The sequence below is a fragment of the Aeromonas sp. FDAARGOS 1409 genome (genome assembly GCF_019048705.1).
Classification (GTDB): domain Bacteria; phylum Pseudomonadota; class Gammaproteobacteria; order Enterobacterales; family Aeromonadaceae; genus Aeromonas; species Aeromonas sanarellii.
The window spans coordinates 3,579,889-3,603,292 of record NZ_CP077395.1 but is presented as its reverse complement, the minus strand read 5'-3'; the positions used below and the strand labels follow the sequence as shown (position 1 = coordinate 3,603,292).

The 23,404-nt window shown below is 63.5% G+C and carries 25 protein-coding genes; 7 read left to right on the top strand and 18 right to left on the bottom strand.

The annotated features are described in order from the left end of the window. Window positions 1-3: 3 nt before the first annotated feature. The 4 genes from I6L39_RS16835 (at window position 4) to I6L39_RS16820 (ending at window position 3,680) form a co-directional block, all read left to right on the top strand. A complete protein-coding gene (locus I6L39_RS16835) occupies window positions 4-618 on the top strand; it encodes a GNAT family N-acetyltransferase (RefSeq protein ID WP_216990297.1) in 615 nt (204 codons plus the stop codon). A gap of 72 nt (window positions 619-690) precedes the next feature. Then, the gene (cobB, locus tag I6L39_RS16830; RefSeq protein ID WP_042074190.1) at window positions 691-1,464 is read left to right on the top strand and encodes a Sir2 family NAD+-dependent deacetylase; all 774 of its coding nucleotides are present in this window, start codon (window positions 691-693) and stop codon (window positions 1,462-1,464) included. 84 nt (window positions 1,465-1,548) lie between these two features. Beyond that, on the top strand, window positions 1,549-2,025 hold the full coding sequence (locus I6L39_RS16825) for a hypothetical protein (protein ID WP_042074189.1): 477 nt from the start codon (window positions 1,549-1,551) through the stop codon (window positions 2,023-2,025). After that, window positions 2,022-3,680 carry a diguanylate cyclase gene (locus I6L39_RS16820; RefSeq protein ID WP_216990296.1) on the top strand — a complete coding sequence of 553 codons (1,659 nt, stop codon included), beginning with the start codon at window positions 2,022-2,024 and terminating at the stop codon, window positions 3,678-3,680. The genes I6L39_RS16825 and I6L39_RS16820 overlap by 4 nt, the downstream gene beginning before the upstream one ends. A 57-nt stretch (window positions 3,681-3,737) precedes the next feature. Here the strand turns inward: I6L39_RS16820 and I6L39_RS16815 are convergent, their stop codons facing one another. The 7 genes from I6L39_RS16815 to I6L39_RS16785 all read right to left on the bottom strand — a co-directional run bounded on the left by I6L39_RS16815 (window position 3,738) and on the right by I6L39_RS16785 (window position 10,511). Beyond that, window positions 3,738-4,763, bottom strand: coding sequence for a substrate-binding domain-containing protein (locus I6L39_RS16815; protein WP_216990295.1), 1,026 nt, complete (start codon window positions 4,761-4,763; stop codon window positions 3,738-3,740). After that, window positions 4,763-5,695 (bottom strand): ribokinase, encoded by a 933-nt coding sequence (gene rbsK, locus I6L39_RS16810; RefSeq protein ID WP_216990294.1) that lies wholly within the window; start codon window positions 5,693-5,695, stop codon window positions 4,763-4,765. Before rbsK ends, I6L39_RS16815 begins: the two co-directional genes overlap by 1 nt. A 94-nt stretch (window positions 5,696-5,789) precedes the next feature. Beyond that, window positions 5,790-6,665: a ribose ABC transporter substrate-binding protein RbsB gene (gene rbsB / locus I6L39_RS16805; protein ID WP_216990293.1), complete on the bottom strand. Its 876-nt coding sequence runs from the start codon at window positions 6,663-6,665 to the stop codon at window positions 5,790-5,792. A 30-nt stretch (window positions 6,666-6,695) separates the two neighbouring features. Next, window positions 6,696-7,664: a ribose ABC transporter permease gene (rbsC, locus tag I6L39_RS16800; RefSeq protein ID WP_216990292.1), complete on the bottom strand. Its 969-nt coding sequence runs from the start codon at window positions 7,662-7,664 to the stop codon at window positions 6,696-6,698. Beyond that, complete coding sequence (gene rbsA / locus I6L39_RS16795; protein WP_216990291.1) at window positions 7,661-9,193, bottom strand: ribose ABC transporter ATP-binding protein RbsA; 1,533 nt, start codon at window positions 9,191-9,193, stop codon at window positions 7,661-7,663. Before rbsA ends, rbsC begins: the two co-directional genes overlap by 4 nt. A gap of 18 nt (window positions 9,194-9,211) precedes the next feature. Continuing rightward, window positions 9,212-9,631 (bottom strand): D-ribose pyranase, encoded by a 420-nt coding sequence (rbsD, locus tag I6L39_RS16790; protein WP_216990290.1) that lies wholly within the window; start codon window positions 9,629-9,631, stop codon window positions 9,212-9,214. A 262-nt stretch (window positions 9,632-9,893) separates the two neighbouring features. Next, window positions 9,894-10,511 (bottom strand): glutathione S-transferase family protein, encoded by a 618-nt coding sequence (locus I6L39_RS16785; RefSeq protein ID WP_209792389.1) that lies wholly within the window; start codon window positions 10,509-10,511, stop codon window positions 9,894-9,896. 272 nt (window positions 10,512-10,783) lie between these two features. Between I6L39_RS16785 and I6L39_RS16780 the strand changes: the two genes are divergently transcribed. Beyond that, on the top strand, window positions 10,784-11,539 hold the full coding sequence (locus I6L39_RS16780) for a hypothetical protein (RefSeq protein WP_216990289.1): 756 nt from the start codon (window positions 10,784-10,786) through the stop codon (window positions 11,537-11,539). Between the two features lie 63 nt (window positions 11,540-11,602). Beyond that, on the top strand, window positions 11,603-12,268 hold the full coding sequence (locus tag I6L39_RS16775; protein WP_216990288.1) for a DUF2987 domain-containing protein: 666 nt from the start codon (window positions 11,603-11,605) through the stop codon (window positions 12,266-12,268). Between the two features lie 72 nt (window positions 12,269-12,340). Here I6L39_RS16775 and ttcA read toward each other — a convergent pair whose 3' ends face one another. The 11 genes from ttcA to ccoN all read right to left on the bottom strand — a co-directional run bounded on the left by ttcA (window position 12,341) and on the right by ccoN (window position 22,555). Continuing rightward, window positions 12,341-13,249, bottom strand: coding sequence for a tRNA 2-thiocytidine(32) synthetase TtcA (gene ttcA, locus I6L39_RS16770; protein WP_042074174.1), 909 nt, complete (start codon window positions 13,247-13,249; stop codon window positions 12,341-12,343). 67 nt (window positions 13,250-13,316) lie between these two features. After that, window positions 13,317-14,264, bottom strand: a complete 948-nt coding sequence (gene uspE, locus I6L39_RS16765; RefSeq protein ID WP_209792386.1) for a universal stress protein UspE — start codon at window positions 14,262-14,264, stop codon at window positions 13,317-13,319. Window positions 14,265-14,404: 140 nt separating this feature from the next. Continuing rightward, on the bottom strand, window positions 14,405-15,160 hold the full coding sequence (locus I6L39_RS16760; RefSeq protein WP_042076225.1) for an FNR family transcription factor: 756 nt from the start codon (window positions 15,158-15,160) through the stop codon (window positions 14,405-14,407). Between the two features lie 68 nt (window positions 15,161-15,228). Then, window positions 15,229-15,915, bottom strand: coding sequence for a sulfite exporter TauE/SafE family protein (locus tag I6L39_RS16755; RefSeq protein WP_216990287.1), 687 nt, complete (start codon window positions 15,913-15,915; stop codon window positions 15,229-15,231). After that, complete coding sequence (ccoS, locus tag I6L39_RS16750; RefSeq protein WP_216990286.1) at window positions 15,899-16,099, bottom strand: cbb3-type cytochrome oxidase assembly protein CcoS; 201 nt, start codon at window positions 16,097-16,099, stop codon at window positions 15,899-15,901. Before ccoS ends, I6L39_RS16755 begins: the two co-directional genes overlap by 17 nt. A gap of 131 nt (window positions 16,100-16,230) precedes the next feature. Then, window positions 16,231-18,627, bottom strand: a complete 2,397-nt coding sequence (locus tag I6L39_RS16745; RefSeq protein ID WP_216990285.1) for a heavy metal translocating P-type ATPase — start codon at window positions 18,625-18,627, stop codon at window positions 16,231-16,233. 88 nt (window positions 18,628-18,715) lie between these two features. Further along, the gene (locus I6L39_RS16740) at window positions 18,716-19,204 is read right to left on the bottom strand and encodes a FixH family protein (RefSeq protein ID WP_042076229.1); all 489 of its coding nucleotides are present in this window, start codon (window positions 19,202-19,204) and stop codon (window positions 18,716-18,718) included. Between the two features lie 125 nt (window positions 19,205-19,329). Continuing rightward, window positions 19,330-20,307: a cytochrome-c oxidase, cbb3-type subunit III gene (gene ccoP, locus I6L39_RS16735; protein WP_216990284.1), complete on the bottom strand. Its 978-nt coding sequence runs from the start codon at window positions 20,305-20,307 to the stop codon at window positions 19,330-19,332. Next, window positions 20,307-20,486, bottom strand: a complete 180-nt coding sequence (locus I6L39_RS16730) for a CcoQ/FixQ family Cbb3-type cytochrome c oxidase assembly chaperone (RefSeq protein ID WP_042076232.1) — start codon at window positions 20,484-20,486, stop codon at window positions 20,307-20,309. Before I6L39_RS16730 ends, ccoP begins: the two co-directional genes overlap by 1 nt. An 11-nt stretch (window positions 20,487-20,497) precedes the next feature. Further along, window positions 20,498-21,112, bottom strand: coding sequence for a cytochrome-c oxidase, cbb3-type subunit II (ccoO, locus tag I6L39_RS16725; protein ID WP_042076233.1), 615 nt, complete (start codon window positions 21,110-21,112; stop codon window positions 20,498-20,500). Window positions 21,113-21,130: 18 nt separating this feature from the next. Continuing rightward, window positions 21,131-22,555 carry a cytochrome-c oxidase, cbb3-type subunit I gene (gene ccoN / locus I6L39_RS16720; protein ID WP_042076236.1) on the bottom strand — a complete coding sequence of 475 codons (1,425 nt, stop codon included), beginning with the start codon at window positions 22,553-22,555 and terminating at the stop codon, window positions 21,131-21,133. 279 nt (window positions 22,556-22,834) lie between these two features. Here ccoN and I6L39_RS16715 point away from each other — a divergent pair, with 279 nt between their 5' ends. Further along, window positions 22,835-23,293, top strand: a complete 459-nt coding sequence (locus tag I6L39_RS16715) for a hypothetical protein (protein ID WP_216990283.1) — start codon at window positions 22,835-22,837, stop codon at window positions 23,291-23,293. Window positions 23,294-23,404: the final 111 nt, after the last annotated feature.

The window sequence follows — 23,404 nt, the reverse complement described above, 5'->3', positions numbered from 1 at the left end:
GCCGTGCCGCACTATCTCTGCTGGCCCCTCGATGAGGCGCGCCTGGACAGGGGTCTGAGCGGCTGGACGTCCCCCGTCTCGCGGGCTTCCCTGCCGGTGAAGATGACCGTGGGCGGGGTGCGCTGCCGGCTGCAGGAGCTGGCTGGCAGCGATCCCGAGCGCGTGCGGGCCGCCTATGAGGCGCTGAGCGAGCAAAGCGTCTACCTGCGCTTCATGCGCGCCAAGCAGCCCCCGACCCCGGAGCAGCTCGCGCTCTTTCTCGACTACCCCAGGGCGCCCCAGATAGGGCTGCTGCTCACCGATGAGCAGGGCCTGCCGCTGGCCATGGCCCAGTCCGTGCGCCGGCGCCTGCATCCCGACAGGGCCGAGTTCTCCTGCATAGTGGCGGATCATTTCCAGCATCGCGGCGCCGGGCGGCGCATCCTGCTGGCGCTGGCCCTGCTGGCGCACGGGGAGGGGATCCGGGAGTGGACCGCCGAGGTGCTGGGCCAGAATCGGCCCATGCTGGCGCTCTTGAAGGGGCTGGGGCTGCCGCTGACCCTGGTGACGGGGCGGGAGATGGTCTTCGCCAGGCTGGACCTGAGCGTCCTGGCGGGTCGTATTGCTGCCCGGCCATAAGACCAAGGGCGAATGGGCCGGCCCCCTCTCTTGTGCTAAGGTCAGCCTGTCACCCGTTGGAGGAGAACAACCATGGTGCAGTCAGCCAAACATATCGTGATCCTCACCGGTGCCGGCATCTCGGCCGAATCCGGTATCAAGACCTTTCGGGCCTGTGATGGCCTCTGGGAGGAACACAGGGTGGAAGACGTGGCGACCCCGGAGGGCTATGCGCGAGATCCCGAACTGGTGCAACGCTTCTACAATGCCCGGCGCCATCAGTTGCAGCGGGACGAGATCCACCCCAACCCTGCCCACTATGCCCTGGCCCGCCTCGAGCGCCTGTTGCCCGGGCGCGTGACCCTGATCACCCAGAACATCGACAACCTGCACGAGAGCGCGGGCAGCAAGAACCTCATCCACATGCACGGGGAGCTGCTCAAGGCGCGCTGCCCGGGGTCGGGCCAGGTGATCGAATGGCGCGGGGATCTCCACCAGCACGAGCTCTGCTCCTGCTGTCAGCTGCCCCAGCCGCTACGGCCTCATGTGGTCTGGTTCGGCGAGATGCCGCTCGGGCTGGATCGCATCTATTCCGCCCTGGCCCAGTGCGATCTCTTCCTCTCCATCGGTACGTCCGGCGCCGTGTATCCGGCTGCCGGCTTCGTGCATGAGGCCGGCCTGAACGGAGCCCATACAGTGGAGCTCAATCTAGAGCCGAGCGAGGTGGGAAGCCAGTTTGACGAGAAGCGCTACGGCCCGGCATCCCTGCTGGTGCCGGCCTTCGTGGACGAACTGCTGCAAAGCTGCGGCGTGCACCAGCCCAGACAGATAGAGGGGCACAACTGGATGGAGATGCGTGGCTCATAACTATTGAGAATAAACACAGTTGCATTGGCTCTATGAAGTCGCCACACTGACTCCAACAACAAGGATGTGGCTGGCGAAACATATATGGATATTCGAAAGTTCGGGTTCATTTCCCTTCTGCTGGTGCTGATCTCATTCGGGACTCAGGCTGCTACTCCCCTGCTGCAATTGATCCTGCCGGACAAGCGGGAAGTCACCCTGGACGAGGCGGCACTGGCCGCCTTGCCCCAGGTGGAATTCGAGACGGCCACCCCCTGGACCGTCGGTGTCCACCGCTACCGCGGTCCGACCCTGGTCAGCGTGCTGGCGGCGCAAGGGGCCGCCGGGGCCAGCGTGCTCGATGTGGTGGCGCTCAATGGCTACCGACAACGGGTCGATCTCTCCCTGTTTGCCAAGGTGCCGCTCACCCTGGTGCGCCATCAGGATGGCAAGCCGCTGACCCGCCGCAACAAGGGGCCGCTCTGGCTGCTGATCCCTCTCTCGGCGCACCCCGAGATGGATGTCTCCGCCATCCACAACAACATGGTCTGGCAGACGATCCGCATCGAGGTCGTCAAGTGACCCGTCGACAGCGCCACAATCTGCTGCTGGCAGCCATCTCGCTCTGCTTCCTGTTTTCCTCCGTGTGGGGCCTCTATCTGCAGAGCCGGCACGAACAGCTGGTCGACATCTTCTACCGCAACACCCACTGGAACATCAGCCAGGTGATGCTGGAATCCCAGCGTTTCCTCTACGACCTGCGCCTCTACCGGGCCGACGGCCTCGACATGGAGACCCTGAGCCTGGATTACGATCTGCTGTGGAACCGGCTGGATGTGTTTCTGGTCGGCACCGAAACCGCAGATGCCCGCACCCGGCATGGGCTGGGCGAGGTGTTGACCAGGCTGTTTGACGAGATCAAAATGCTGGAGCCCCAGGTCCAGGCCGGTGCGCTGCAAAAGGGCGAGGCCCTCGATCGGGCGCTGGTCCGGATTGCCGACCTGACCCGCCAGGTGGAGCTGATAGGGGATCAGATCCTCTCCGGTCAGGAGCGGGAGGCGTCCCTCAACCAGCTGCGTCAGAGCTTGTTCTGGATCCAGATCTGGCAGCTGATCCTGCTGGTGATGGGGGGCGTGCTGGTCTTCGCCCTGATCCGCACCAACCTGCAGAATCGCCGGCTCTCCCTGCTCGATCCCATGACCCGGCTGGGCAACCGCCGGGCCTTGCAGGGGCAGCTCAGGCAGTCCCTGCAGCGAGGCCGGATCCAGGCCTTGGTGGTGCTCGATCTCAAGCGGTTCAAGCAGGTCAATGATCTGCTCGGCTACCAGGTCGGTGATCGCCTGTTGCAGGCGGTCGCCGCGAGGCTGCGGCAAGCCTGTCCCGGCCTGGCCTATCGCCTGGGGGGAGATGAATTTGCCGTGGTGCTGGCCACCGACCATGAGGAGCTCGAGGCCCGCATGGAGGCCATGGTGAATCTGCTGCAGTTCGAGTTCGTGACCCGGGAGAGCAGTTTCGACCTCGCCTGCCGCTTCGGGGTGGCCAGGGTCGAGGGGGGCGAGGAGGCCGAGCAGCTGCTGGAGCAGGCCATATTGGCACTGAATGAAGCCAAACGCAGCAATGGCACCCTGGTCTGGTACCAGTCGGCGATGAAGGCTACCCTCAGCATGAACCAGCGGCAACTGCACCAGTTGCGGGAGTGGCTGGCGGGGGCGGCGCCCTCGCCCCTGGAGACCGTCTTCGAGCCCCTGCAAGACGAGCGGGGAGAGCGGGTGACGGCCATCGGCGTGCGCTGGCGGGTGGGGCAGCAGGTGTGTGACGTGGACTGGATGCAGGAGCGCGGCGTTCTCGGTCCCGTGGTGGCCAGGCTGCTGATGGACGCGGATCTCCGCCAGCCCCTGCTGCTAGCGCTGCGCCAGCCGTCGCAACTGGCCCATGTGCTGGCCTTCCTGCCGTCCCTGCCACAAGGAGCACTGATCCTGGCGCTGCCGACCCTGACGGAGGACGTGGCCCTGCTGGACAAGGTGCGCCAGCGTGACTGCGTGCTGGCGCTGGGTGAGCTCGGCAGCCGGGTTCCCGCGCTCTTGCAGGCGGGCTGGCCGATCCGCTACTGGCTGCCCGACCCCTCCGATCACCTTGCCCTGCTGCACCCCCTTGCCAGGCAACTGGGGTTGCGGCGCCTGAACCGTACGGAGGCGGCGGGGCAGGGCGACGTGCTCAAGCAGCGCGAGCCCTATTGACGGGGCAAGGAAATGCAAAAGGGCGGCTCGGGCCGCCCTTCTCATATCTGCTGATCCTCAGGAGGCCTTGCCGTCCGGGGAGGGGAAGGGGGCACAGGAGTTCCTGATCACCAGATCCGGCTCCACGGTGATCCTGCGATTGTCTATCTGCTCGCCATTGATGCGAGCCAGCAACCGGGTGACGGCGAGGCGGCCCAGCTCCTCCTTGGGCTGGTTGACCGTGGTGAGTGGCGGCGACATGAACTGGGCCAGTGCCACGTTGTCATAGCCGACGATGGAGAGGTCGCGCGGGATCACCAGCCCCGCCTGATGGGCGGCACTGATAGCCCCCATCGCCATCATGTCGTTGCAGACAAAGAGGGCGGTGGGGCGCACGGGCTGTGCCAGCAGACGCTCCATGGCGGCGGCACCGCTGGCGCAGTCGAAGTCCCCCTCCTGGATCCAGGCCGGATTGACGGCGAACCCCGCCTCCTGCATCGCCTGCTCGAAGCCTGCCAGCCGCTGATCGGCGGGGGCGCGCTTGTGGGGACCCGTGATGCAGCCGATGGCGGTGTGGCCCAGCCCCAGCAGGTGGCGGGTCGCCAGGTAGCCGCCGCGATGGGAGTTGTCGGCGATGAGATCCACGTCGCCGTTCTCCATGCCCCAGTCCATCACCACCACCGGCAGGCTCTTGAGCCAGTCGAGCTGGTTGAACACCTCCTGCTGCCCCTCGCTGCACATGATCAGCAGGCCATCCACTCGTTTTCTGAGCATCATCTTGAGGTAGGAGAGGGCGGTCTCGGCCTGTCCCTCGGTGTTGCCCAGCATGAGGTTGTAACCCTGCTCGAAGCAGTAGCGCTCCACCCCGCGCACCACCTCGGCGAAGAAGGGGTTGCTGGAGGTGGTAACCAGCATGCCGATGCTGTTGGTCTCCTTCACCTTGAGGCTGCGGGCCACCAGGCTGGGGGCATAGTTGAGCTCGCGCATGGCGGCGAAGACCCGCTCCCGGGTCTCCTCGGCCACGAAACGGGTCTCGTTGATGACATGGGAGACTGTGGTGGTGGAGACCCCCGCCTGCGCCGCCACCTCCTTGATATTGGCCATCAGTGTCCCTGCGCCGTCTGTTCAAGGAGGAAGGATTCCACCTCATGCTTGCTCGGGATGGAGCTCTGGGCCCCGAAGCGGGTCACCGAGAGCGCCGCCGCGCCGTGGGCGAAGCGCACCGCGTCGTGGAAGTCTGCGCCGGCGAGCTCGGCCGCCAGCAGGGCACCGTTGAAGGTGTCGCCTGCTGCCGTGGTATCCACCGCCTTGACCCGAAAGCCTGGAATAAGTTGCTGTAGTGTCCCGTTGCTGCAATAGACCCCCTGGGAACCCAGGGTGATCATCACCTCCGCTATGCCCATCTGGTGGAAGCGGGCGGCGGCCTGGGCCGCACTCGCCTCGTCGGTGACCTTGACCCCGGTCAGCAGCTCCGCCTCGGTCTGGTTCGGGGTGATGAGATCCACCAGCGCCAGCAGCTCCTGCGAGAGCGGCCGGGCAGGCGCGGGGTTGAGCACCACCCGGGTGTCGTGGGCACGGGCCAGACGGGCGGCCTCCAGCACAGTCTCCAGGGGCACTTCCAGCTGCAGCAACAGGGTGTGGGCAGCGGCGATCAGTCCTTCGTGGCCTTTCACCACGGCCGGGGTGAGGGCGCCGTTGGCCTCGGCGGAGATGCCGATGCTGTTCTCCCCCTCGTCGCTCACATAGATGATGGCGATGCCGGTGGGGAGCTTGGGGTCGAGCGCGACGGCGCTCACGTCGATGCCGTCCTGGGCGAAGCCTTCTCTCATCTGGCGGCCGATGGCGTCATCGCCGATGCGGGCGATGAAGGAGACTTCTGCACCTAACCGAGCGGCGGCCACCGCCTGGTTGGCGCCCTTGCCGCCGGGTACGACCTGATAGCTGTGACCGGTCAGGGTTTCACCGGGGCGGGGAAAGTGGGGGACACGCAGCACGTGATCCGCATTGACGCTGCCGAGGACTACGAGACGATTCATTCCTATCACCCTTGTTGAGAACATCCTGATCTGGGTGGGCCCAGATCGGGAGGCTCTGCCGGAGAAAGGGGGAGGCGAGCCTCCCCCCACAGACTTACTTGTTGACGATCTGCAGCGGTACCGGGATGGATTTTTCCACCGGCTGGCCCTTGAGCACCTTGTCGGCGGTTTCCACGCCGATGGCGCCGATGAGGGCGGGCTGCTGAGCCACGGTGGCGGCCAGTTTACCCTTGGCCACGGCGGCCTTGCCATCGTCGGTGCCGTCGAAGCCCACGATCATCACCTCTTTGCCGGCGGCCTGCACGGCGCGGATGGCCCCCAGCGCCATCTCGTCATTCTGGGCGAACACCGCCTGCACGGTCGGGTGCGCCGCCAGCAGGTTCTCCATGACGTTCAGACCCTTGGTGCGGTCAAAGTCGGCGGGCTGGGAGGCCAGCACTTCCAGCTTGTTGGCGGCCACCGCCAGGGCGAAGCCTTCGCCGCGGTCACGGGCGGCGGAGGTGCCGGCGATCCCTTCGAGCTGGATCACCTTGGCGCCGCTGCCCAGCTTCTCGGCGATGAAGTCGCCGGCCAGCTTGCCGCCCGCCACGTTGTCGGAGGCGATGTGGGCCTTGACCTTACCCTGGGCCGCACCGCGGTCCAGGGTCAGCACCGGGATGCTGGCCTTGTTGGCCAGACGGATGGCGTTGCCCACGGCTTCGGAGTCGGTCGGGTTGATCAGGATGGCGTTGACCTTGCGCACGGTGAGATCTTCCACGTTGGAGAGCTCCTTGGCCGGGTCATTCTGGGAGTCCAGCACCACCAGCTCGTAGCCAAGTTCCTTGGCCTTGGCTTCGGCCCCCTCCTTCATGGTGACGAAGAAGGGGTTGTTGAGGGTGGAGACCACCATGGCCAGGGTCTGATCGGCGGCCTGGGCGGTACCCAGCACGGACATGATGGCGGCAGCGAGCAGGGTATTGAGCTTTTTCATCATTTCATTCCTTGTGTGTGGCTTGTGGTATCAACGGTTGCTTTTGTTATCGATCATCACGGCGAGCAGGATCACGCTGGCCTTGGCGATCATCTGGTAATAGGAGCTGACGTCGAGCAGGTTGAGGGCGTTGTTGAGGAAGCCGATGATGAGGGCGCCTATCAGGGTCCCCATGATGCGGCCCTTGCCCCCCATCAGGCTGGTGCCCCCCAGCACCACGGCGGCGATGGCATCCAGCTCGTACCCCATGCCGGCAGTCGGCTGGGCGGAGGAGAGGCGGGAGGTGACGATGAGCCCGGCCAGTGCCGACAGCATGCCGCACAGACCGTAGACCGCGAGCTTGACCCGATCCACATTGATGCCGGAGAGGCGGGTGGCCGACTCGTTGCCTCCCAGGGCATAGATGTAGCGGCCCAGGCGAGTGTGGTTGAGCAGGTACCAGGCCAGCAGGAAGACGATGGCCATCAACCAGATGGGCACCGGCAGGCCGAGCAGGTAGCCGGTTCCCAGCCAGGCGAAGTGATCGGCGCCGTCACTGAAGCCGGTGGAGATGGGACGCCCCTCGGTGTAGACCATGGTGATGCCGCGCAGGGCGGTCATGGTGACCAGGGTGGCGATGAAGGCCTGCACCTTGCCCTTGGCGATGATGAGGCCGCTGATGCCGCCGAGCAGGGCGCCGGCCCCCAGAGTGAGGGGGATCACCAGGGCGATGGGCAGCTCCATGGCGACCATGGTGGCGGCCAGGGCGCCGCACAGGGCCAGTACCGAGCCGACCGACAGATCGATGCCGGTGGTGAGGATGACCAGCGTCATGCCGACCGCCATGATGGCGTTGACCGAGGTCTGGCGCAGGATGTTGAGCAGGTTGTCGGCGGTGAAGAAGTTCGGGCTCAGGAAGGAAACCACGCCGATCAGCACCAGCAGCGCCACCAGGGATTTGTTCTCGATCCACCAGGCCTTGCTCATGATGCCGCGGCGGGGAAGGGTTTGGGTTGTCATTGTGCTGCCTCTTGCTCTGCTTGCCACTGTTTACCCACGGCGGCCGCCATCAGCTTCTCCTGATTGGCGTCCCGGGTATTGAACTCTGCGCTGATGCGCCCCTCGTGCATCACCAGGATGCGATCGCTCATGCCGAGCACTTCCGGCATTTCGGAGGAAACCAGGATGATGCTCATCCCCTCCTGCTTGAACTGGTTGATGAGCTGATAGATCTCCTTCTTGGCCCCCACGTCGACGCCGCGGGTCGGCTCGTCCAGGATCAGCACCTTGGGCCGGGTCAGCAGCCCCTTGGCGATGGCCACCTTCTGCTGGTTGCCGCCGGAGAGCAGCTTGATCAGCTGATCCTGGCTCGGGGTCTTGATGTTGAAGAGGCGCACGTAGTCCCCCACCGCCTGGCGCTCGGCCTGGCCGTCAATCTTGCCGGCGCGGATGAACTCGCCGAGGGCACAGAGGCTCATGTTCTCCCGCACGGAGAGCTCCAGCACCAGGCCGTCCCCCTTGCGATCCTCGGAGATGTAGGCGATGCCGGCCGCCAGGCCATCGGCCGGGCTCCTGGGGACCAGGGCGTGACCATCCACGGTGATGTCACCGCTGCTGATGGGGCTGGCGCCGTAGATGAGCTTCATCAGCTCGGTACGGCCAGAACCCATCAGGCCGCTGAAGCCCAGAATTTCCCCCTGACGCAGGGAGAAGCTCACCCCGCGCACGCCGGGGCCGGCCAGATCCTTGACCTGCAGGCTGATAGGGCCGAGCTCGCGCACCAGGCGCGGGTACTGCTCCTCCAGCCGGCGGCCCACCATCATCTCGATGATCCTGTCTTCGTCGAGATCGCTCACCGCCTGCTCGCCGATCCACTTGCCGTCCCGCAGCACTGTGACCCGATCACAGATCTCGAAGATCTCCTTGAGACGGTGGGAGATGTAGACGATGCCACAGCCCTGCTGGCGCAGTTCGCGAATGACGGTGAACAGCTGCTCTGTCTCGGTGTCGGTCAGCGCATCGGTGGGCTCGTCCATGATGATGACGCTGGCATCGAACGACAGCGCCTTGGCGATCTCCACCATCTGCTGTTCGCCGATGGAGAGATCCCCGAGTCGGGTGTCTGGGCCGTGTCTGACGCCCAGACGGGCCAGCAGACCGCTGGCCCGCTCGCGCAGCTGTTTGTGGTCGATGCTGCCAAAACGGGTACGGGGCTCGCGGCCGAGAAAGATGTTGGCGGCAATCGACAGTTCAGGCAGCAGGTTCAGCTCCTGGTGGATGATGCTGATCCCCTGATCCTGGGAGTCACGAGGGCCCTTGAAGTGGACCGGCTGGCCGCGGTAGCTGACGGTGCCCGCATCGGCCTGATAGATGCCGGTCAGCACCTTCATCAGGGTGGACTTGCCGGCGCCGTTCTCGCCGAGCAGGGCCATCACCTGGCCCGGATAGACCTTGAGGCCCGCCTCGTCGAGGGCGCGTACCCCGGGGAAGGTCTTGACGATCCCGGCGAGCTCCAGAATGGGCGAGGGGAGCGGGGAGCTTGTGCTCATGGCTGCGTCCTCCAAGACTTAGAACGCCACACCGGCGCAGAGGATGAGGTTGGCGTAGGGGGTCACCTCGCCGCTGCGCACAATCGCCTTGCTCTGGCGGGTGCGGGTCTTGAATGCCTCGTGCAGGCAGTACTCTATGGTGATGGGCTTGCCTTGGGCAGCGGCGTGCGCCTCCAGCTGATCCACCAGCGCCTGGTGAGCGGCGGGGCTGATCAGCTTGATCTCGCTCGCCATGATCACCTTCTCCACCACCAGATCGGTGAGCAGGGCGCTCAGCACTGTGTCAAGGCTGGGAGTGCCTGCCATCAGCGCCAGATCGATGCGCTCGGGACCCGCCGGTATGGGCAGCCCGGCGTCGCAGACGGTGATCTCGTCGGTATGGCCCATGTGGGCCACCAGCGAACTCAGGGGAGCGTTGAGCAGCTTGCCTCGTTTCATACAGCACCTCGGCGGTTTGTGACCGCATATCCGATATTGAGCAGGGCAACCGGTTACGCAACCGGTTGCGTCGTTGATGCGAAAGATAGGCGCTAACCGTTAACGGGTCTAGGTACAGATGACGAAAATGTGAAAACGATCTCAGTGATGGGGATCAAAAGAGGAAAAAGGGGTGCCAGAAGAGCACCCGTCAGGTCATAGGAACCGGGTGCCCGGGAGCGGGGTCGGTGCCTCGAGGGAAGAGCGACAGAATGGGGCGGGATCAGACGGCGAGCGCCTCCTGCACGGCGGGGCGGGCCTGCATGCGCCTGTAGTGGTCCGCCACCCCGGGAAACTCGTCGATGGCCACCCCATCGCTCTCGAGCCAGCTTGCCACCACGAACAGGTAGATGTCGGCCAGGCTGAAGCGCTCCCCCAGCACCCAGGGACCGGTCAGGTAGTGGCGCTCTATCTGGTCGAAACCCTCGCGCATGTTCTGGGGCATCTTGGCCAGCATGGCCGCGATGGCCTGCGCCTCATCGGCCCAGCGGCTGCCACGCCGGCCGTGGGCGTGGGCGACGTGCACGGTGGAGGCGAGGAAGCTGTGCACCTCCTGCATGCGGGCCAGCAGGAAGGGGTCCTCCAGGGGCGCCAGTTTGGCCTCCGGGAAGCGCTGGGCCACGTAGAGCAGCAGGGCTGGGGTCTCGGTCAGCACGCCCTGCTCGGTGACCAGGGCCGGTACCCGGCCCTTGGGATTGATGGCCAGATATTCAGGAGTACGCTGCTCGCCGGCGGCCAGATCGAGGCGCTTGACCCTGTGTGGGGCGCCGGCTTCCACCAGGGCGATGCGGACCGCCATGGCACAGGTGCCGGGGGCGAGATAGAGGGTCAGTTCGGACATGGCCGTTCTCCTTGTGTGAGCGATGGGGGAAGGAACCCGCCGATGAGTGCACCAGAGTCTGACGGGTCCAGGCATCATCCTACGCCCGTTGACGGCGGGGGCCAAGCCACGGAGTGCGCTGCCAGGGCTGGCCGTATTTTTGCGGCTGGTATCAACGGCTTTCTGAACGGAAGATAACAGGAAAAACGGCTACGCATGCCTGGTCAAACCGCTATAATGTGCCACCTTGGATCAGTCGCTAGTGAATGTTGGATAGTCAATTGAGTAATAGAATGCGGATCGGTGGAACCCTCGAACAGTCCCTCAGCCAGGGATACCGTCTGGACCTGCAAGGGGTGCTGAAAGAGGCGTGGCAGCAGACCCGGCGGACCGGTTTCGGCTTGGCGCTGGCCATCGCCGGTGTCATGGCAATCTGGATCCTGCTGAGCAATACCCTGCTGGCCCCCCATGTCGCCCAGGAAGGGGGGGACATGGACATGGCCCTGATCCTGAGCCTGCTCATCACAGTGATCATGTCCCCCATGACCTCTTCCCTCGACATGCTGGGGTTGCAGCAGTCGGTGGGAGTGCGGGCCCGGCCGAGCCAGGTGTTCGACTTCTTTCGCCACTTCCTGCGCCTGGGGAGCCTGAGCCTGCTCGGCAGCCTGATCACCAGCCTGTTCGGCCCCCTGTTCGAACTGCTGGGACTGCCGGTGATGCTGGCCTTCATTCCCTCTGCCCTGGTGGGCATGGGTCTGGTGTTCACCGTCCCCCTGGTGCTGGAGCGCGGCCTGTCACCGGCCCAGGCCATTCTGGTCTCCCTCAGGCTGTTTGCCCGCGGCTGGCCCAGCATAGTGTTGCTGCACGGGGTCATGCTGGCGCTCTTCTTCCTGGCGCTGATCCCCATGGGGCTGGGGCTTGTCTGGGTGGCGCCCCTCTATTTCAACTGCAAGGGGATCCTCTACCGGGATCTGTGCGGCGTCGCCGTGGAGGTGACCGAGGTGGCGGACAACGCCGGTGGGCAGGGGCCGGACCATTTCAATGCCTGACGGGCAGGCCGTGGCGATGGCCGATGTCGGCCCAGAAGAAGGCAAGATGCAAGAGGATGGCATATGACGAATCGACACGGGGTGGCGGCAGCCCTGCTGCTGGTGCCCATGCTGGGGCAGGCGGCGCCGTCCCTGGAGCTGGCCTACGGCACCTTCTACAGCCAGATGAAAACCTTCGCCAAGGGGGAGTTCGGCCACGCCAGGCTGGGGTTTTATCTGACCGATCCGCAAAATGGCCGGCGCTGCCTGCTCACTTCGGCCAGGGTCTCGACCCCGGACAGGGATGTGCCTGCCGAGGTCACGGTGGACAGCGAGCTGCGCCTGCCCTACGACGATGATCTCAATCTGGACAAGGCGACCGTGGTGGTCGAGCTCACCGAGCCACACGCCGCCTGCGACATGTCGGTGCAAGTGATGGCTGACGCCCCCGCCACCCCCGAGGTGCCGCTGGCGGAGATCGCCCTGCGCCAGCAGCAGATGCAGCAGTTGCTCGACAAGATGGCCGGCATGGTCGGCAAGTATTTCCTGCCGCGGATGGAAGGGGTGCGCTTCTCCCTGGTGGCGCCTTCGGGGACGGCCTACCTAGTCGAGGGCGCCCGCCAGGAGGCAGTGCCCTGGCAGCAGGGGCAACTGCTGCTGAGCAATGCCCAGCTGGCGGCCTTTGCCAACGGCAGGCTGCAACTGCAGGGAGAGATACTGCGGCTGACCCCCTGGTTGCACAAGGGCTGAAGAAGCCGGGTGCCAGACAGGCAAAGAAAAGGAGCGCATGGCGCTCCTTTTTCGTGCTCGCTGGTAGGGAGCTCAGCGCACCTCGATCACGTCCAGCATGTCCATCTCGTCGATGTCCAGCAGCGGCGCCTTGGGCAGCTCGGGCGGGTCGAATGCCTTGTCACCCCCGTCGATGATGCCGGAGTCCCGGTTGATGCTCTTGAAGTCAAATAGCTTGTGATCGAGCAGGTGGCTCGGGATCACGTCCTGGATGGCGGTGAACATGGTTTCGAGACGGCCGGGGAAGCGGCGATCCCACTCCTGCATCATCTGCTTGATGGCCTGGCGCTGCAGGTTCTCCTGGGAGCCGCAGAGGTTGCAGGGGATGATGGGGAAGGCCTTGACCTCGGCATAGCGCACCAGGTCTTTTTCCTTGCAGTAGGCGAGCGGGCGGATCACCACGTTCTTGCCATCGTCGCTCACCAGCTTGGGCGGCATGGATTTCAGCTTTCCGCCGTAGAACATGTTGAGGAACAGGGTCTCGAGGATGTCGTCCCTGTGATGGCCGAGGGCAATCTTGGTGCAACCCAGCTCCTGGGCGGTACGGTAGAGGATGCCGCGGCGCAGGCGGGAGCAGAGCGCGCAGGTGGTCTTGCCCTCCGGCACCTTCTCCTTGACGATGGCGTAGGTATCCTCTTCGACGATCTTGAAGTCGATGCCGAGGGTGCTCAGGTATTCCGGCAGCACGTGCTCGGGGAAGCCGGGTTGCTTCTGATCCAGGTTGACGGCCACGAGATCGAAATGGATGGGGGCGCTGGCCTTCAGGCTCATCAGGATGTCGAGCATGGCAAAGCTGTCCTTGCCGCCGGACAGGCAGACCATGATCTTGTCACCCTCTTCAACCATGTTGAAGTCGGCGATGGCCTGGCCCACGTTGCGCCGCAGGCGTTTCTGCAGCTTGTTGAAACTGTATTTCTCTTTGGCGTTAAGCTCTTCTAGCATGGCCTCAAACCCGGGACAAAAATAAGCGGCTTATTATAGCCATGTCCCGGGGGAGGGCAAGAAACGCTTATGCGGTATGCCGCCTGTCATCCACCGGGCAGCTGTAATCGTCGGGTTTGAGGATGAGGATGTCGCAGTTGAGCCTGTCCACCACGTGCTCCGCCGTGTTGCCGAGCAGGGCGGCGGAGAGCCCGGTGCGACCGACGCAGCCCATGATCATCAGGGTGGCCTTGAGCTCGTCCGCCATGTCTGGCAGCACCTCTTCCGGCAGACCCTCCGCCACCTTGGTCCACATGTGGTTGATGCCGAACTGATCGGCATGCTCCCTCAGCAGGTCTTCGTGATGCTTGCGAATGGCGTCGTTGTAGGCGTTGGGATCGAACTCGGGCAGTTCTATGGCCACGTTGACCGGGGTGCCCGGGTAGGTGTTGACCAGATAGAGGTTGGCGCCGAGCAGCTCGGCGATGGCGATCCCCTCGCGGGTGATGCGATCATTGAGGACCTTCTGCTCCTTGTCGTCGCTCGAGCAGTTGATGGCGGCGATGAGGCTGCCGCCCCGTTGCCAGTGACCCTCCTTCACCAGCAGGACAGGACAGGGACACTTGCGAAGCAGGTGCCAGTCGGTCGGGGTGAAGATGAAGGTTTGCAGGAAGGAGTGCTTGTGGGTCGCCTTGACCACCAGATCGTGGCGCTGCTCCAGCACCTCCTGAATGACGCACTCGAAGGGACGATTGTGCCACAGCACCTTCACCTCGCACTCCACCCCCCTGTCTCGGTAAGGCTGGAGGATCTCGTCGAGCCACTCCCGACGTTGGGCGATGACGCCATGGCGCATCTCTTCCCGCTCGTCCGCCGACAGCATGGCGGTCATTTCATACGAGAAGTCGTAAATCGTCAGGAGCAGGGTCAGCTGGGCGCCCTGCTCCAGCTCGGCGACCTTGACCGCGCGTTCGAGGGCGATCTGGCGCTCTTCTTCCGGGTTGATCACCACCAGAATGTTTCGGTACTTGACCATGTTCTCCTCCTTGGCAAAAAGGCCAATGATGGCAACTCTTTAGCCATTACAGCTTAGTCCAAGGGGGGAGGCGGGAAGGTGTGCCGGATCAAATTTCAGGGTGAACAGATCCGGCTGAGAATGGGATGGGCGGGGGGAAATCAGCCGCAGGGGGGACGGGTAGCGCCGGCCATGACGCCGAGGGCCACGTGATCCAGCACGGTAATGTACTTGCCCTTGACGCTGATGAGCCCTGACTTCTGGAAGCGGCCGAGCAGACGGCTGATGGTCTCGACGGTGAGGCCGAGGTAGTTGCCGATGTCGCCCCGGGTCATGGAGAGGCGGAACTCCTTGGCGGAGAAGCCGCGCTCGGAGAAGCGCACCGACAGGTTGTGCAGGAAGGCGGCGAGGCGCTCCTCGGCGTTCTTCTTGGAGAGCAGCAGGATCATCTCCTGATCCCCCATGATCTCGTTGCTCATCAGGCGCATGATCTGCTGGCGCAGCTTGGGCATCTTACCGGAGAGATCGTCGAGCACGTCGAACGGGATTTCGCACACCATGGCGGTTTCCAGTGCCTGGGCGAAGGAGGGGTGTGCCTGCTTGTGGATGGCGTCGAAACCGACCAGATCGCCGGCCAGGTGGAAGGCGGTGATCTGCTCGTCACCCTGCTCGGTGATGGTGTATGACTTGATGGTCCCGGAACGGATGGCGTAGAGCGATTTGAGCTCGTCACCGGCCTTGAACAACTCTTCACCCTTCTGGATCGGCTTCTTGCGCTCGATGATGCTGTCCAGCTGATCGAGCTCGTTGTCGTTCAGGGTGAAGGGGATGCAGAGCTGGCTGATGCTGCAATCCTGGCAATGAATTGCACAGCCACCGCTCTGAATACGTCTGCCAGGTTTCTTGTCCGGGATCATAGGCTCAAATGAATAATTGATTTATATCAAACAAGTTTACCACCATCTCATCCGTTTTGGATAGGGTTTCAAAAGGACGCCAGCCCGATCCAGAGGGTATGAAGTCCGTATGCCATGAGCAGTAAGGCGCCGCCCAGGCGCAGGCTGCGCAGGGTCAGCCAGTATCGCAGCCGATCAGCAAGCCCCCCCAGGGCAAACAGGGTTGGCAGGGTGCCGAGGCCGAAAAAGAGCATAATGAGTGCCCCGCCACCGGCCGAGCCTGCGGCAGCACTCCAGGTCAGCATGGAGTAGACCAGGCCGCAGGGCAGCCAGCCCCATACCATGCCAAAGGGAAGGGCCTGCCAGGCCGATGTGAAGGGGATGAACTTGCCCGCCAACGGCTTGATATGGGGCCATAGTCTGGCGCCCATGCGCTCCAGCAGCAGCACACCCTGCCACCAGCCGGCCAGATAGAGGCCGAGCGCTATCATCAGCAGGGCCGCAATGAGACGCAGCCCTGCCAGGGCGTGCCTGCCCGCCCCCAGCTCGCTGGTGGTGGCCAGCAGACCGCCCACCAGGGCGCCGGCGATCACGTAACTCAGGATCCGGCCGAGGTTGTAGTTGAGCAGATAGCCGAGCCGGCCCCAGAAGTGCTGCTTCCGGGCGGGAATGGCCATGGAGAGCGCGGCCGAGACGCCGCCGCACATGCCGATGCAGTGACCGGATCCCGCCAGTCCGCCCAGCAGGGCCCCCATCAGGTCAAGGCTGGCGGTCATGATGCTTGCCCTCCTCCTCTGGCGTCTTCTCCCGGGGGGCCGGCTGCTCCTCGTCAAACAGGATGTTGGAGCCCTGCCTGTCGAGATCCTCGAACTGCTCGGAGCGGATGGCCCAGAAGAAGACCACGCCTGCGATGATGACGAACAGGATGGCAATGGGGATGAGGACGAAGATGATGTTCATGATCTCTACCTTAGTGAAGGAGTCGCTTTGACGACTCGGCTCATGTTAACCCCGTTCGGGCCCAGAGCCAGCCGCCATCGGCGAGAAATGTGGCCCGCCACGCAGGCAGGCCGTTCAATCCATGGCCGGGATCAGCGATTGAGCCGCATGGAGTTGGTGACCACGATGAGGGAGCTTAAGGACATGCCCGCCGCCGCGAGATAGGGGGGCAGCCAGCCGCTCGCCGCCAGCGGTAGTACCAGCAGGTTGTAACCGATGGACCAGGCGAAGTTCTCCTTGATGATCTTGCGGGTGCGCAGCGCCAGGGTGCGGGCGGCCAGCAGGCGGGAGAGATCGTCCGCCAGCAGGATGGCGTCGGCGCTGTTCTTTGCCAGATCCGTGCCCCCCGCCATGGCGAAGGAGGCGTGGGCACCGGCCAGCACAGGGGCATCGTTGATGCCGTCCCCCACCATGATGCTGATATCCCCGGCCGCCTCCCGGGCCTTGAGGTACGCCAGCTTGCCATCCGGGGTGACCCCCTTGACCAGCTCGTCGACTCCCAGCTCCCGGGCCAGCCTGTCGCTCTGGGCCGAGCCGTCACCGGTGAGTATGGTGGTCTGGAGACCGGCGGCCTGGAAGGCCTGGATCAGCGCCCTGGCATCCGGACGCAAGGTATCCGCGAGCACAAAGCGGGCCAAGGGCCCGTGCTCGTCGGCCAGGTAGATGGCCAACCCTTGTGCGGCATCCTCGTCATCAGCCAGCCCGAGCCAGCGGGCGCTGCCGAGGCGATAAGGCTTGCCCGCTATCTTGCCCTCTATGCCGTGACCGATGACGGGAGTGACGTCGCTTGCAGCCAGCATCACCCCGTCCACCACGGGCTGGCTGCGAAACGCGCGGGCGATGGGGTGTTCGGAGTAGGCCTCCAGGGCCTGGGCTATGGCCAGACACTGTGCCTCGTCGAGCTCGGCCAGCGTCCGAGTCTGCACCAGGCTGATGTTGCCCGTGGTCAGGGTGCCCGTCTTGTCCATCACCACCCGGTTGGCCTTGGTCAAGATGTCCAGCACATGGCCGCGGCGCAGCAAGATGCCGCTGCGGGTGAGATGGGCGGTGGCCGAGGTGAGCGCGGTCGGGGTGGCCAGCGACAGGGCGCAGGGGCAGGTCGCCACCAGCACCGCCAGAGTGACCCAGAAGGCGCGCTCGGGGGCGTGGAAGTGCCAGAAGGTCCAGACCAAGGCGGCAATCACCAGCAGTACCAGGATAAAGTGGCGGGATAGCACGTCCGCCAGCTGGGCGATGGCGGGCTTGTCGTCCAGCGCGTGATCCTGCAGGCGCATGATCTGGGCGAGGCGCGACTCCTCGATGGGGTGGCTGACCCGGATCTCCAGCGGCGCGTCCGTGTTGATGGTGCCGGCGTAGACGGGATCCCCCGCCTGCTTGAGCAGCGGCAACTGCTCGCCGGTCAGCATGGCTTCGTTGAGGCTGGCCTGACCCTGGAGAATGAGGCCGTCGGCGGGCAGGGTGGCACCGGCCAGCACCCGGACCCTGTCTCCGATCCGCAGCGTCTTGGCCGCCACCTCGCGCTCGCCATCGTCGTCGATCCGGGTGGCCATGACGGGGACCAGGCGCGCCAGGTTGGAGCTGGACTCCGACGCCTTGCGCCTGGCTCTCAGCTCGAGCAGGCGCCCCAGCAGCAGGAAGAAGACGAACATGGTGATGGAGTCGTAATAGACCTCGCCGGTGTTGGAGACGGTGGCCCAGAGGGAGGCGACGAAGGCTCCGATGAGGGCCAGCGACACCGAGACGTTCATGGAGAGGTGGCCCTGCTTCAGGCTGCGCCAGGCCCCCAGGTAGAAGGGCTGGGCCGAGTAGATCATGATGGGGGTGGAGAGCAGCAGGCTTATCCACTTGAAGTAGATCATGAACTCCTCCTCCACGCTGATGAAGAGGTCCATGTAGAGCGCCACGGCGCACATCATCACCTGCATGGAGCCGAGGCCAGCCAGCGCCATGCGGAACATGTAGCTGCGCACCTCGCGGGCGTAGAGCGCCTCCTGGCTGTGGGTCTGGAAGGGGTAGGCGCGGTAACCTATCTTGGCGAAGCCCTTGAGGATGTCGCTCAAGCTAAGCCTCTCCGGATCCCACTTGATGCGGGCGCGGTGGGTGGTGGTGTTGACGTTGACATAGTGCAGGCCAGAGAGCTTGCTCAAGTGGCGCTCGATAAGCCAGGCGCAGGCGGCGCAGGTCAGCCCCTCCACGGTGAGCTGGATCTCCCGCATTCGCTGGCTCCCCGTGCCCGTCTCGGTGACGAACTCCTGTTGCACCTCGGCAAGATCATAATGGGTGAGGGCGGCCAGCTCGCTCGGCACCAGCTCCCCCTTGCTGCCCGGTGCGGTGCGGTGTTCGTAGTAACTGGCGAGGCCGCACTCGAGAATGGTCTGCGCCACGGCCTGGCAACCGGGGCAGCACATGGGCTGGACTATGCCTTTGATCTCTAGGGTAAAGTGACTGTCAGTGGGAACCGGTTCACCACAGTGAAAACAGCCGGTCATGGGCATGATCCCTCTTTGCAGCAGCCCTCGTGGGCAAGATAAGGGAGGAGGCGCGCATGCCGGGAGACGGCTGCTGCTCCTCCATGGTTCAACGTCCCTTGGGATCGAGTTCGACGGGGGCCCGGGTCGGCAGTTGTGTCGTCTCCTGCAGGCGCCATTCATGATTGAAGGCGTCGACCCGGACATGCCATTTGCCGGTGACGGGTTTCTCCAGCAGCAGGCGATAGACGCCGTTGCCGTCGGCCGTCAGCAGGTGTTCGCTGTCCAGGCCCGCCAGGGTCGGATGAAACAGGGAGAGGCGCAGCGCCTGGCCGGGGGGAATGTCTCCCGACAGGGGTTTCAGGGTCAGCTCCTTGTCGCTGACCGAGAGGGCGATGCGGATGCCGAGGGCCTCGGCGCGATCGAACTTGCTGAGATCCTGGTTGATCTCCTTGCCCTGCTTGTAATAGTCCTCCGCCACCAGGTTGACACCGTCCTGGCTGGCGATGATGGCGGTGGCGATGCTGCCGATGACGGCGGCGCAGGGGAGGGCGATGATGAACCAGGGCCAGAATTGGCGATACCAGGGTTGGGACATGGTGTTACCGAAACCTATGATTAACAAAATGGAGGCTTTTCAGCCAACACAAGATAACAAAAAGCCTCGAAGAGTCGAGGCTTTTTGCTGAGTAATCACGTGCTTATCACATGTTACTGCTTATGTTACTGCGCCTGGTGGGACAAACTATAGACATAGGATGCCAGCAGGTGGACCTTGTCTTCACCCAGTATATCCTTCCAGGCTGGCATCACGCCGTGACGCCCGTGGGTGATGGTCTGCTCGACCACCTGACGGGAGCCGCCGTAAAGCCAGGTGTTGTTGGTAAGATCCGGCGCCCCGAAGGCGATGCCGCCCTTGGCATCCGGGCCGTGGCAGGCGGCGCACATGGCGAAGCGCGCCTCACCCTTCTTGGCTTCCACCAGATCCACCTTGCGGCCGGAGAGGCTCAGCACGTAGGAGGCCACCTCCTTCACCCCGTCCTGACCCAGGATCTCGCCCCAGGCGGCCATGACCCCCTGACGACCGCCCATGATGGTGGTCTTGATCTGGTCGGGCTGGCCACCCCACTGCCATTCGCTGTCGGTCAGGTTCGGGAAGCCGCGACCACCGCGGGCATCGGAGCCGTGGCACTGGGAGCAGTTCTGCAGGAACAGGCGCTGACCCACCTTCAGGGCTTCAGGATCCTTGGCGATCTCGGTGATCTCCTTGTAGTTCTTGCCGTCCGCCTGATAGGTCAGCTCGCGGAACTTGGCGCCATAGACCTCGTCGGCCTTGGCAAGCTCACGGTCGTACTCCACCGCGCGCCCTTCGGCCTTGGCAGACTCGGCTGCAGCCTTGGACTCGGCCAGCGAGCGAACGTCCTGGTTGGAGCTCTGCCAGCCCAGCAGACCCTTGAAGTTGCCAAGGCCCGGGAAGGCGAGCAGGTAGATGAGCCCGGTGACGATGAAGAAGAGGAACATGTAGGACCACCACTTCGGCAACGGGTTGTTGATCTCCTCGATGCCGTCGAAGGCGTGGCCCATGGACTTGCCCTCTTCGGTTCCCATCTTGTCTCTCATGCACCAGGCCAGCAGCAGGAAGCAGCCGAGAATGGTGCCAAGACTGATGACGGTCACAAAAATGCTAAACAGAGTGCTCATTATTGCTTCGCTCCTGCGTTCTTGTTATCAGCACTGGGTTGCTCGTCGTCGGCAAAGACCAGGTTGGCGGCCTCGTCGAAGGAGGCCTTGCGGCGCTTGCTGTAGGCCCAGACGATGATGCCGATCATGATGGCCATCAACAGCAGGGTGTACAGGCCGCGGAAGGTGCCGTAATCCATATTTCGACTCCTTATTTCAGGGCATGACCCAGTGATTGCAGATAGGCCACCAGGGCATCCAGCTCCGTCTTGCCCTTGACCGCGTCGCCCGCGCCCTGGATATCGGCATCCGTGTAGGGCACGCCGAAGTGATCCCGGAACAGGGCCAGCTTCTTGCCGGTCAGCTCGCCGCTCAGGACGTTGGTCTCGAGCCAGGGGAAGGCAGGCATGTTGGACTCGGGCACCACGTCGCGCGGGTTGATGAGGTGGGCACGGTGCCAGTCATCGGAGTAGCGGCCGCCGACCCGGGCCAGATCCGGACCGGTACGCTTGGAGCCCCACAGGAAGGGGTGCTCCCACACGCTCTCGCCGGCGACCGAGTAGTGGCCGTAGCGCTCGGTTTCGGCGCGGAACGGGCGGATCATCTGGCTGTGGCAGACGTTGCACCCTTCGCGGATGAAGATGTCGCGCCCTTCCATCTGCAGGGCGGTGTAGGGCTTGAGGCCCTCCACCGGCTCAGTGGTCTGCTTCTGGAAGAACAGCGGGGTGATCTCGACCAGGCCCCCCAGGCTGATGGCAAAGATGATGCCGACCACCAGCATGGGAACGCTCTTTTCAAAAATTTCGTGACGGTTGTTGTTGCTCATGCGTTAGACCCCTTCAAATCAGGCTGGCTGTGCGACGGGTTCCAGGGAACCCTTGGGCGCAGTGACGGTGCGATAGGCGTTGTAGGCCATCAGCAGCATGCCGGTGACGAAGAAGCAGCCACCCAGGAAGCGCACGAAGTAGAAGGGATAAGAGGCCTGCAATGCCTCCACGAAGCTGTAGGTCAGGGTGCCGTCGTCGTTGACCGCACGCCACATCAGACCCTGCATCACCCCGGAAATCCACATGGCGACGATGTAGAGCACTGTGCCCACGGTCGCCAGCCAGAAGTGGACGTTGATGAGCTTGATGCTGTACATGCGGCCCTGGCCGAACAGGTTCGGGATCAGGTGATACACGGCGCCGATGGACACCATGGCAACCCAGCCCAGGGCACCGGAGTGAACGTGACCTATGGTCCAGTCGGTGTAGTGGGAGAGGGCGTTGACCGTCTTGATCGCCATCATGGGGCCTTCGAAGGTGGACATGCCGTAGAAGGACAGGGACACGATCAGGAAGCGCAGTATGGGGTCATAGCGCAGCTTGTGCCAGGCACCCGACAGGGTCATGATGCCGTTGATCATGCCGCCCCAGGAGGGGACGAACAGGATGAGGGACATCACCATGCCCAGCGACTGGGCCCAGTCGGGCAGGGCGGTGTAGTGCAGGTGGTGCGGACCGGCCCAGATATAGAGGGAGATCAGCGCCCAGAAGTGCACGATGGAGAGGCGGTAGGAGTAGACAGGGCGGCCCGCCTGCTTGGGCACGAAGTAGTACATCATCCCAAGGAAGCCTGCGGTCAGCAGGAAGCCCACCGCGTTGTGGCCATACCACCACTGCACCATGGCATCCATGGCGCCGGAGTACATGGAGTAGGACTTCATGCCGGACAGCGGCACTTCCATGTTGTTGACGATGTGCAGCACGGCCACCGTGATGATGAAGGCACCGAAGAACCAGTTCGCCACATAGATGTGGGAGGTGGTGCGCTTGGCCAGGGTGCCAAAGAAGACGATGGCGTAGCTGACCCAGACCACGGCGATGGCGATGTCGATGGGCCACTCCAGTTCGGCGTACTCCTTGGAGGTGGTGTACCCGAGCGGGAGGGAGATGGCGGCCGAGAGGATGATCGCCTGCCAGCCCCAGAACACGAAGGAGGCGAGCGGGCCACCGAACAGTCGGGTCTGGCAGGTGCGCTGCACCACGTAGAAGGAGGTGGCCATCAGCGCGCTCACGCCGAACGCGAAGATGACCGCGTTGGTGTGCAGGGGACGCAGGCGGCTGTAGGTCAGCCAGGGGGTATCGAAGTTGAGGGCAGGCCAGATCAACTGGGCTGCAATCAGTACACCCACCGACATACCGACAATTCCCCAGACGATCGTCATGACGGTGAACTGGCGCACAACGGTGTAGTTGTACTCAGGGTGGTTTGTTGTATGGCTCATCGTTGTATTCCGCTTCCGATGCTGTTGTTTGTCGTGCCCGGTGTGCTGGGCCATTTTCACCCCTGTTTTGCAAAATCCTCTCGTTAACATCTGTTAATAAAAGGAAAAGCAAAAGGTGGTTAAATGAAAATTCATTGAGAATGATACTGAAGTGACCAGTAAAATAACAGTACAAACAGTGATATATTTGGCTCCAGCGGGTCTGGTGTCCGCCAGTTTTTACCTTGCGCCAGATCACGAAAATCGCATTTTCAAAGTACCTTACAGGGCTGTTTTTTCATGAAAGAGAGACTCACTTCACGCAAAATCGGGCACTTGACCTTGGTGCTGGCCATTTTGCTCTCCCTGATAGCTTATCGGACCTGGTTTTCGGGCCCCCAAAGCGTGAAATCGGAGGAAACAAATGATCAGATTTGTGATCTGTCCCACAGCCCCTGCACCCTGCTTGTCGGCGATGCGCCCCTGACGGTCAGCGTCGACGGCCTGCCGATCCGTCCTGAACATGACTTTGTCTTGCGCCTTCAGGGAGGTCATCCGGCCATCACACCGGTCACATCCTGGCTGGAGGGAAAGGAGATGTTCATGGGACGGATCCCGGTGCAATTTGAGGCCGGCAACGGGGGCTGGCAGGGAACGACCCAGGTGGGGAGCTGCACCACGGAGACCATGGACTGGTTGCTCAATATCGAGTGGAGCAATGGCCAGCGCCAGCAGCTGGCGCTCTCCGTCGCCCGCTGACCGGAGAGAACCTAAGGTGCCCCGGGAGGGGGGAGAAGTGAAAATTGATTTGAATTTTTCAGGCAGGACGGTACCTTGCATTCACTATCAAGGAGTGAAGCTCATTTAATC

Bases quoted from the DNA above. Each gene is read 5' to 3' on its own strand.
- uspE (WP_209792386.1), bottom strand. From the start codon at position 14,264: ATGGTCAAGTACCGAAACATTCTGGTGGTGATCAACCCGGAAGAAGAG.
- rbsK (WP_216990294.1), bottom strand. From the start codon at position 5,695: ATGAATCGTCTCGTAGTCCTCGGCAGCGTCAATGCGGATCACGTGCTG.
- rbsD (WP_216990290.1), bottom strand. From the start codon at position 9,631: ATGAAACGAGGCAAGCTGCTCAACGCTCCCCTGAGTTCGCTGGTGGCC.
- I6L39_RS16745 (WP_216990285.1), bottom strand. From the start codon at position 18,627: ATGACCGGCTGTTTTCACTGTGGTGAACCGGTTCCCACTGACAGTCAC.
- cobB (WP_042074190.1), top strand. From the start codon at position 691: ATGGTGCAGTCAGCCAAACATATCGTGATCCTCACCGGTGCCGGCATC.
- rbsA (WP_216990291.1), bottom strand. From the start codon at position 9,193: ATGAGCACAAGCTCCCCGCTCCCCTCGCCCATTCTGGAGCTCGCCGGG.
- rbsC (WP_216990292.1), bottom strand. From the start codon at position 7,664: ATGACAACCCAAACCCTTCCCCGCCGCGGCATCATGAGCAAGGCCTGG.
- I6L39_RS16780 (WP_216990289.1), top strand. From the start codon at position 10,784: ATGCGGATCGGTGGAACCCTCGAACAGTCCCTCAGCCAGGGATACCGT.
- I6L39_RS16755 (WP_216990287.1), bottom strand. From the start codon at position 15,915: ATGACCGCCAGCCTTGACCTGATGGGGGCCCTGCTGGGCGGACTGGCG.
- rbsB (WP_216990293.1), bottom strand. From the start codon at position 6,665: ATGAAAAAGCTCAATACCCTGCTCGCTGCCGCCATCATGTCCGTGCTG.
- I6L39_RS16775 (WP_216990288.1), top strand. From the start codon at position 11,603: ATGACGAATCGACACGGGGTGGCGGCAGCCCTGCTGCTGGTGCCCATG.
- I6L39_RS16730 (WP_042076232.1), bottom strand. From the start codon at position 20,486: ATGGATTACGGCACCTTCCGCGGCCTGTACACCCTGCTGTTGATGGCC.
- I6L39_RS16825 (WP_042074189.1), top strand. From the start codon at position 1,549: ATGGATATTCGAAAGTTCGGGTTCATTTCCCTTCTGCTGGTGCTGATC.
- I6L39_RS16815 (WP_216990295.1), bottom strand. From the start codon at position 4,763: ATGGCCAATATCAAGGAGGTGGCGGCGCAGGCGGGGGTCTCCACCACC.
- ttcA (WP_042074174.1), bottom strand. From the start codon at position 13,249: ATGCTAGAAGAGCTTAACGCCAAAGAGAAATACAGTTTCAACAAGCTG.
- ccoO (WP_042076233.1), bottom strand. From the start codon at position 21,112: ATGAGCAACAACAACCGTCACGAAATTTTTGAAAAGAGCGTTCCCATG.
- ccoS (WP_216990286.1), bottom strand. From the start codon at position 16,099: ATGAACATCATCTTCGTCCTCATCCCCATTGCCATCCTGTTCGTCATC.
- I6L39_RS16715 (WP_216990283.1), top strand. From the start codon at position 22,835: ATGAAAGAGAGACTCACTTCACGCAAAATCGGGCACTTGACCTTGGTG.
- I6L39_RS16760 (WP_042076225.1), bottom strand. From the start codon at position 15,160: ATGATCCCGGACAAGAAACCTGGCAGACGTATTCAGAGCGGTGGCTGT.
- I6L39_RS16785 (WP_209792389.1), bottom strand. From the start codon at position 10,511: ATGTCCGAACTGACCCTCTATCTCGCCCCCGGCACCTGTGCCATGGCG.
- I6L39_RS16740 (WP_042076229.1), bottom strand. From the start codon at position 19,204: ATGTCCCAACCCTGGTATCGCCAATTCTGGCCCTGGTTCATCATCGCC.
- ccoP (WP_216990284.1), bottom strand. From the start codon at position 20,307: ATGAGCACTCTGTTTAGCATTTTTGTGACCGTCATCAGTCTTGGCACC.
- ccoN (WP_042076236.1), bottom strand. From the start codon at position 22,555: ATGAGCCATACAACAAACCACCCTGAGTACAACTACACCGTTGTGCGC.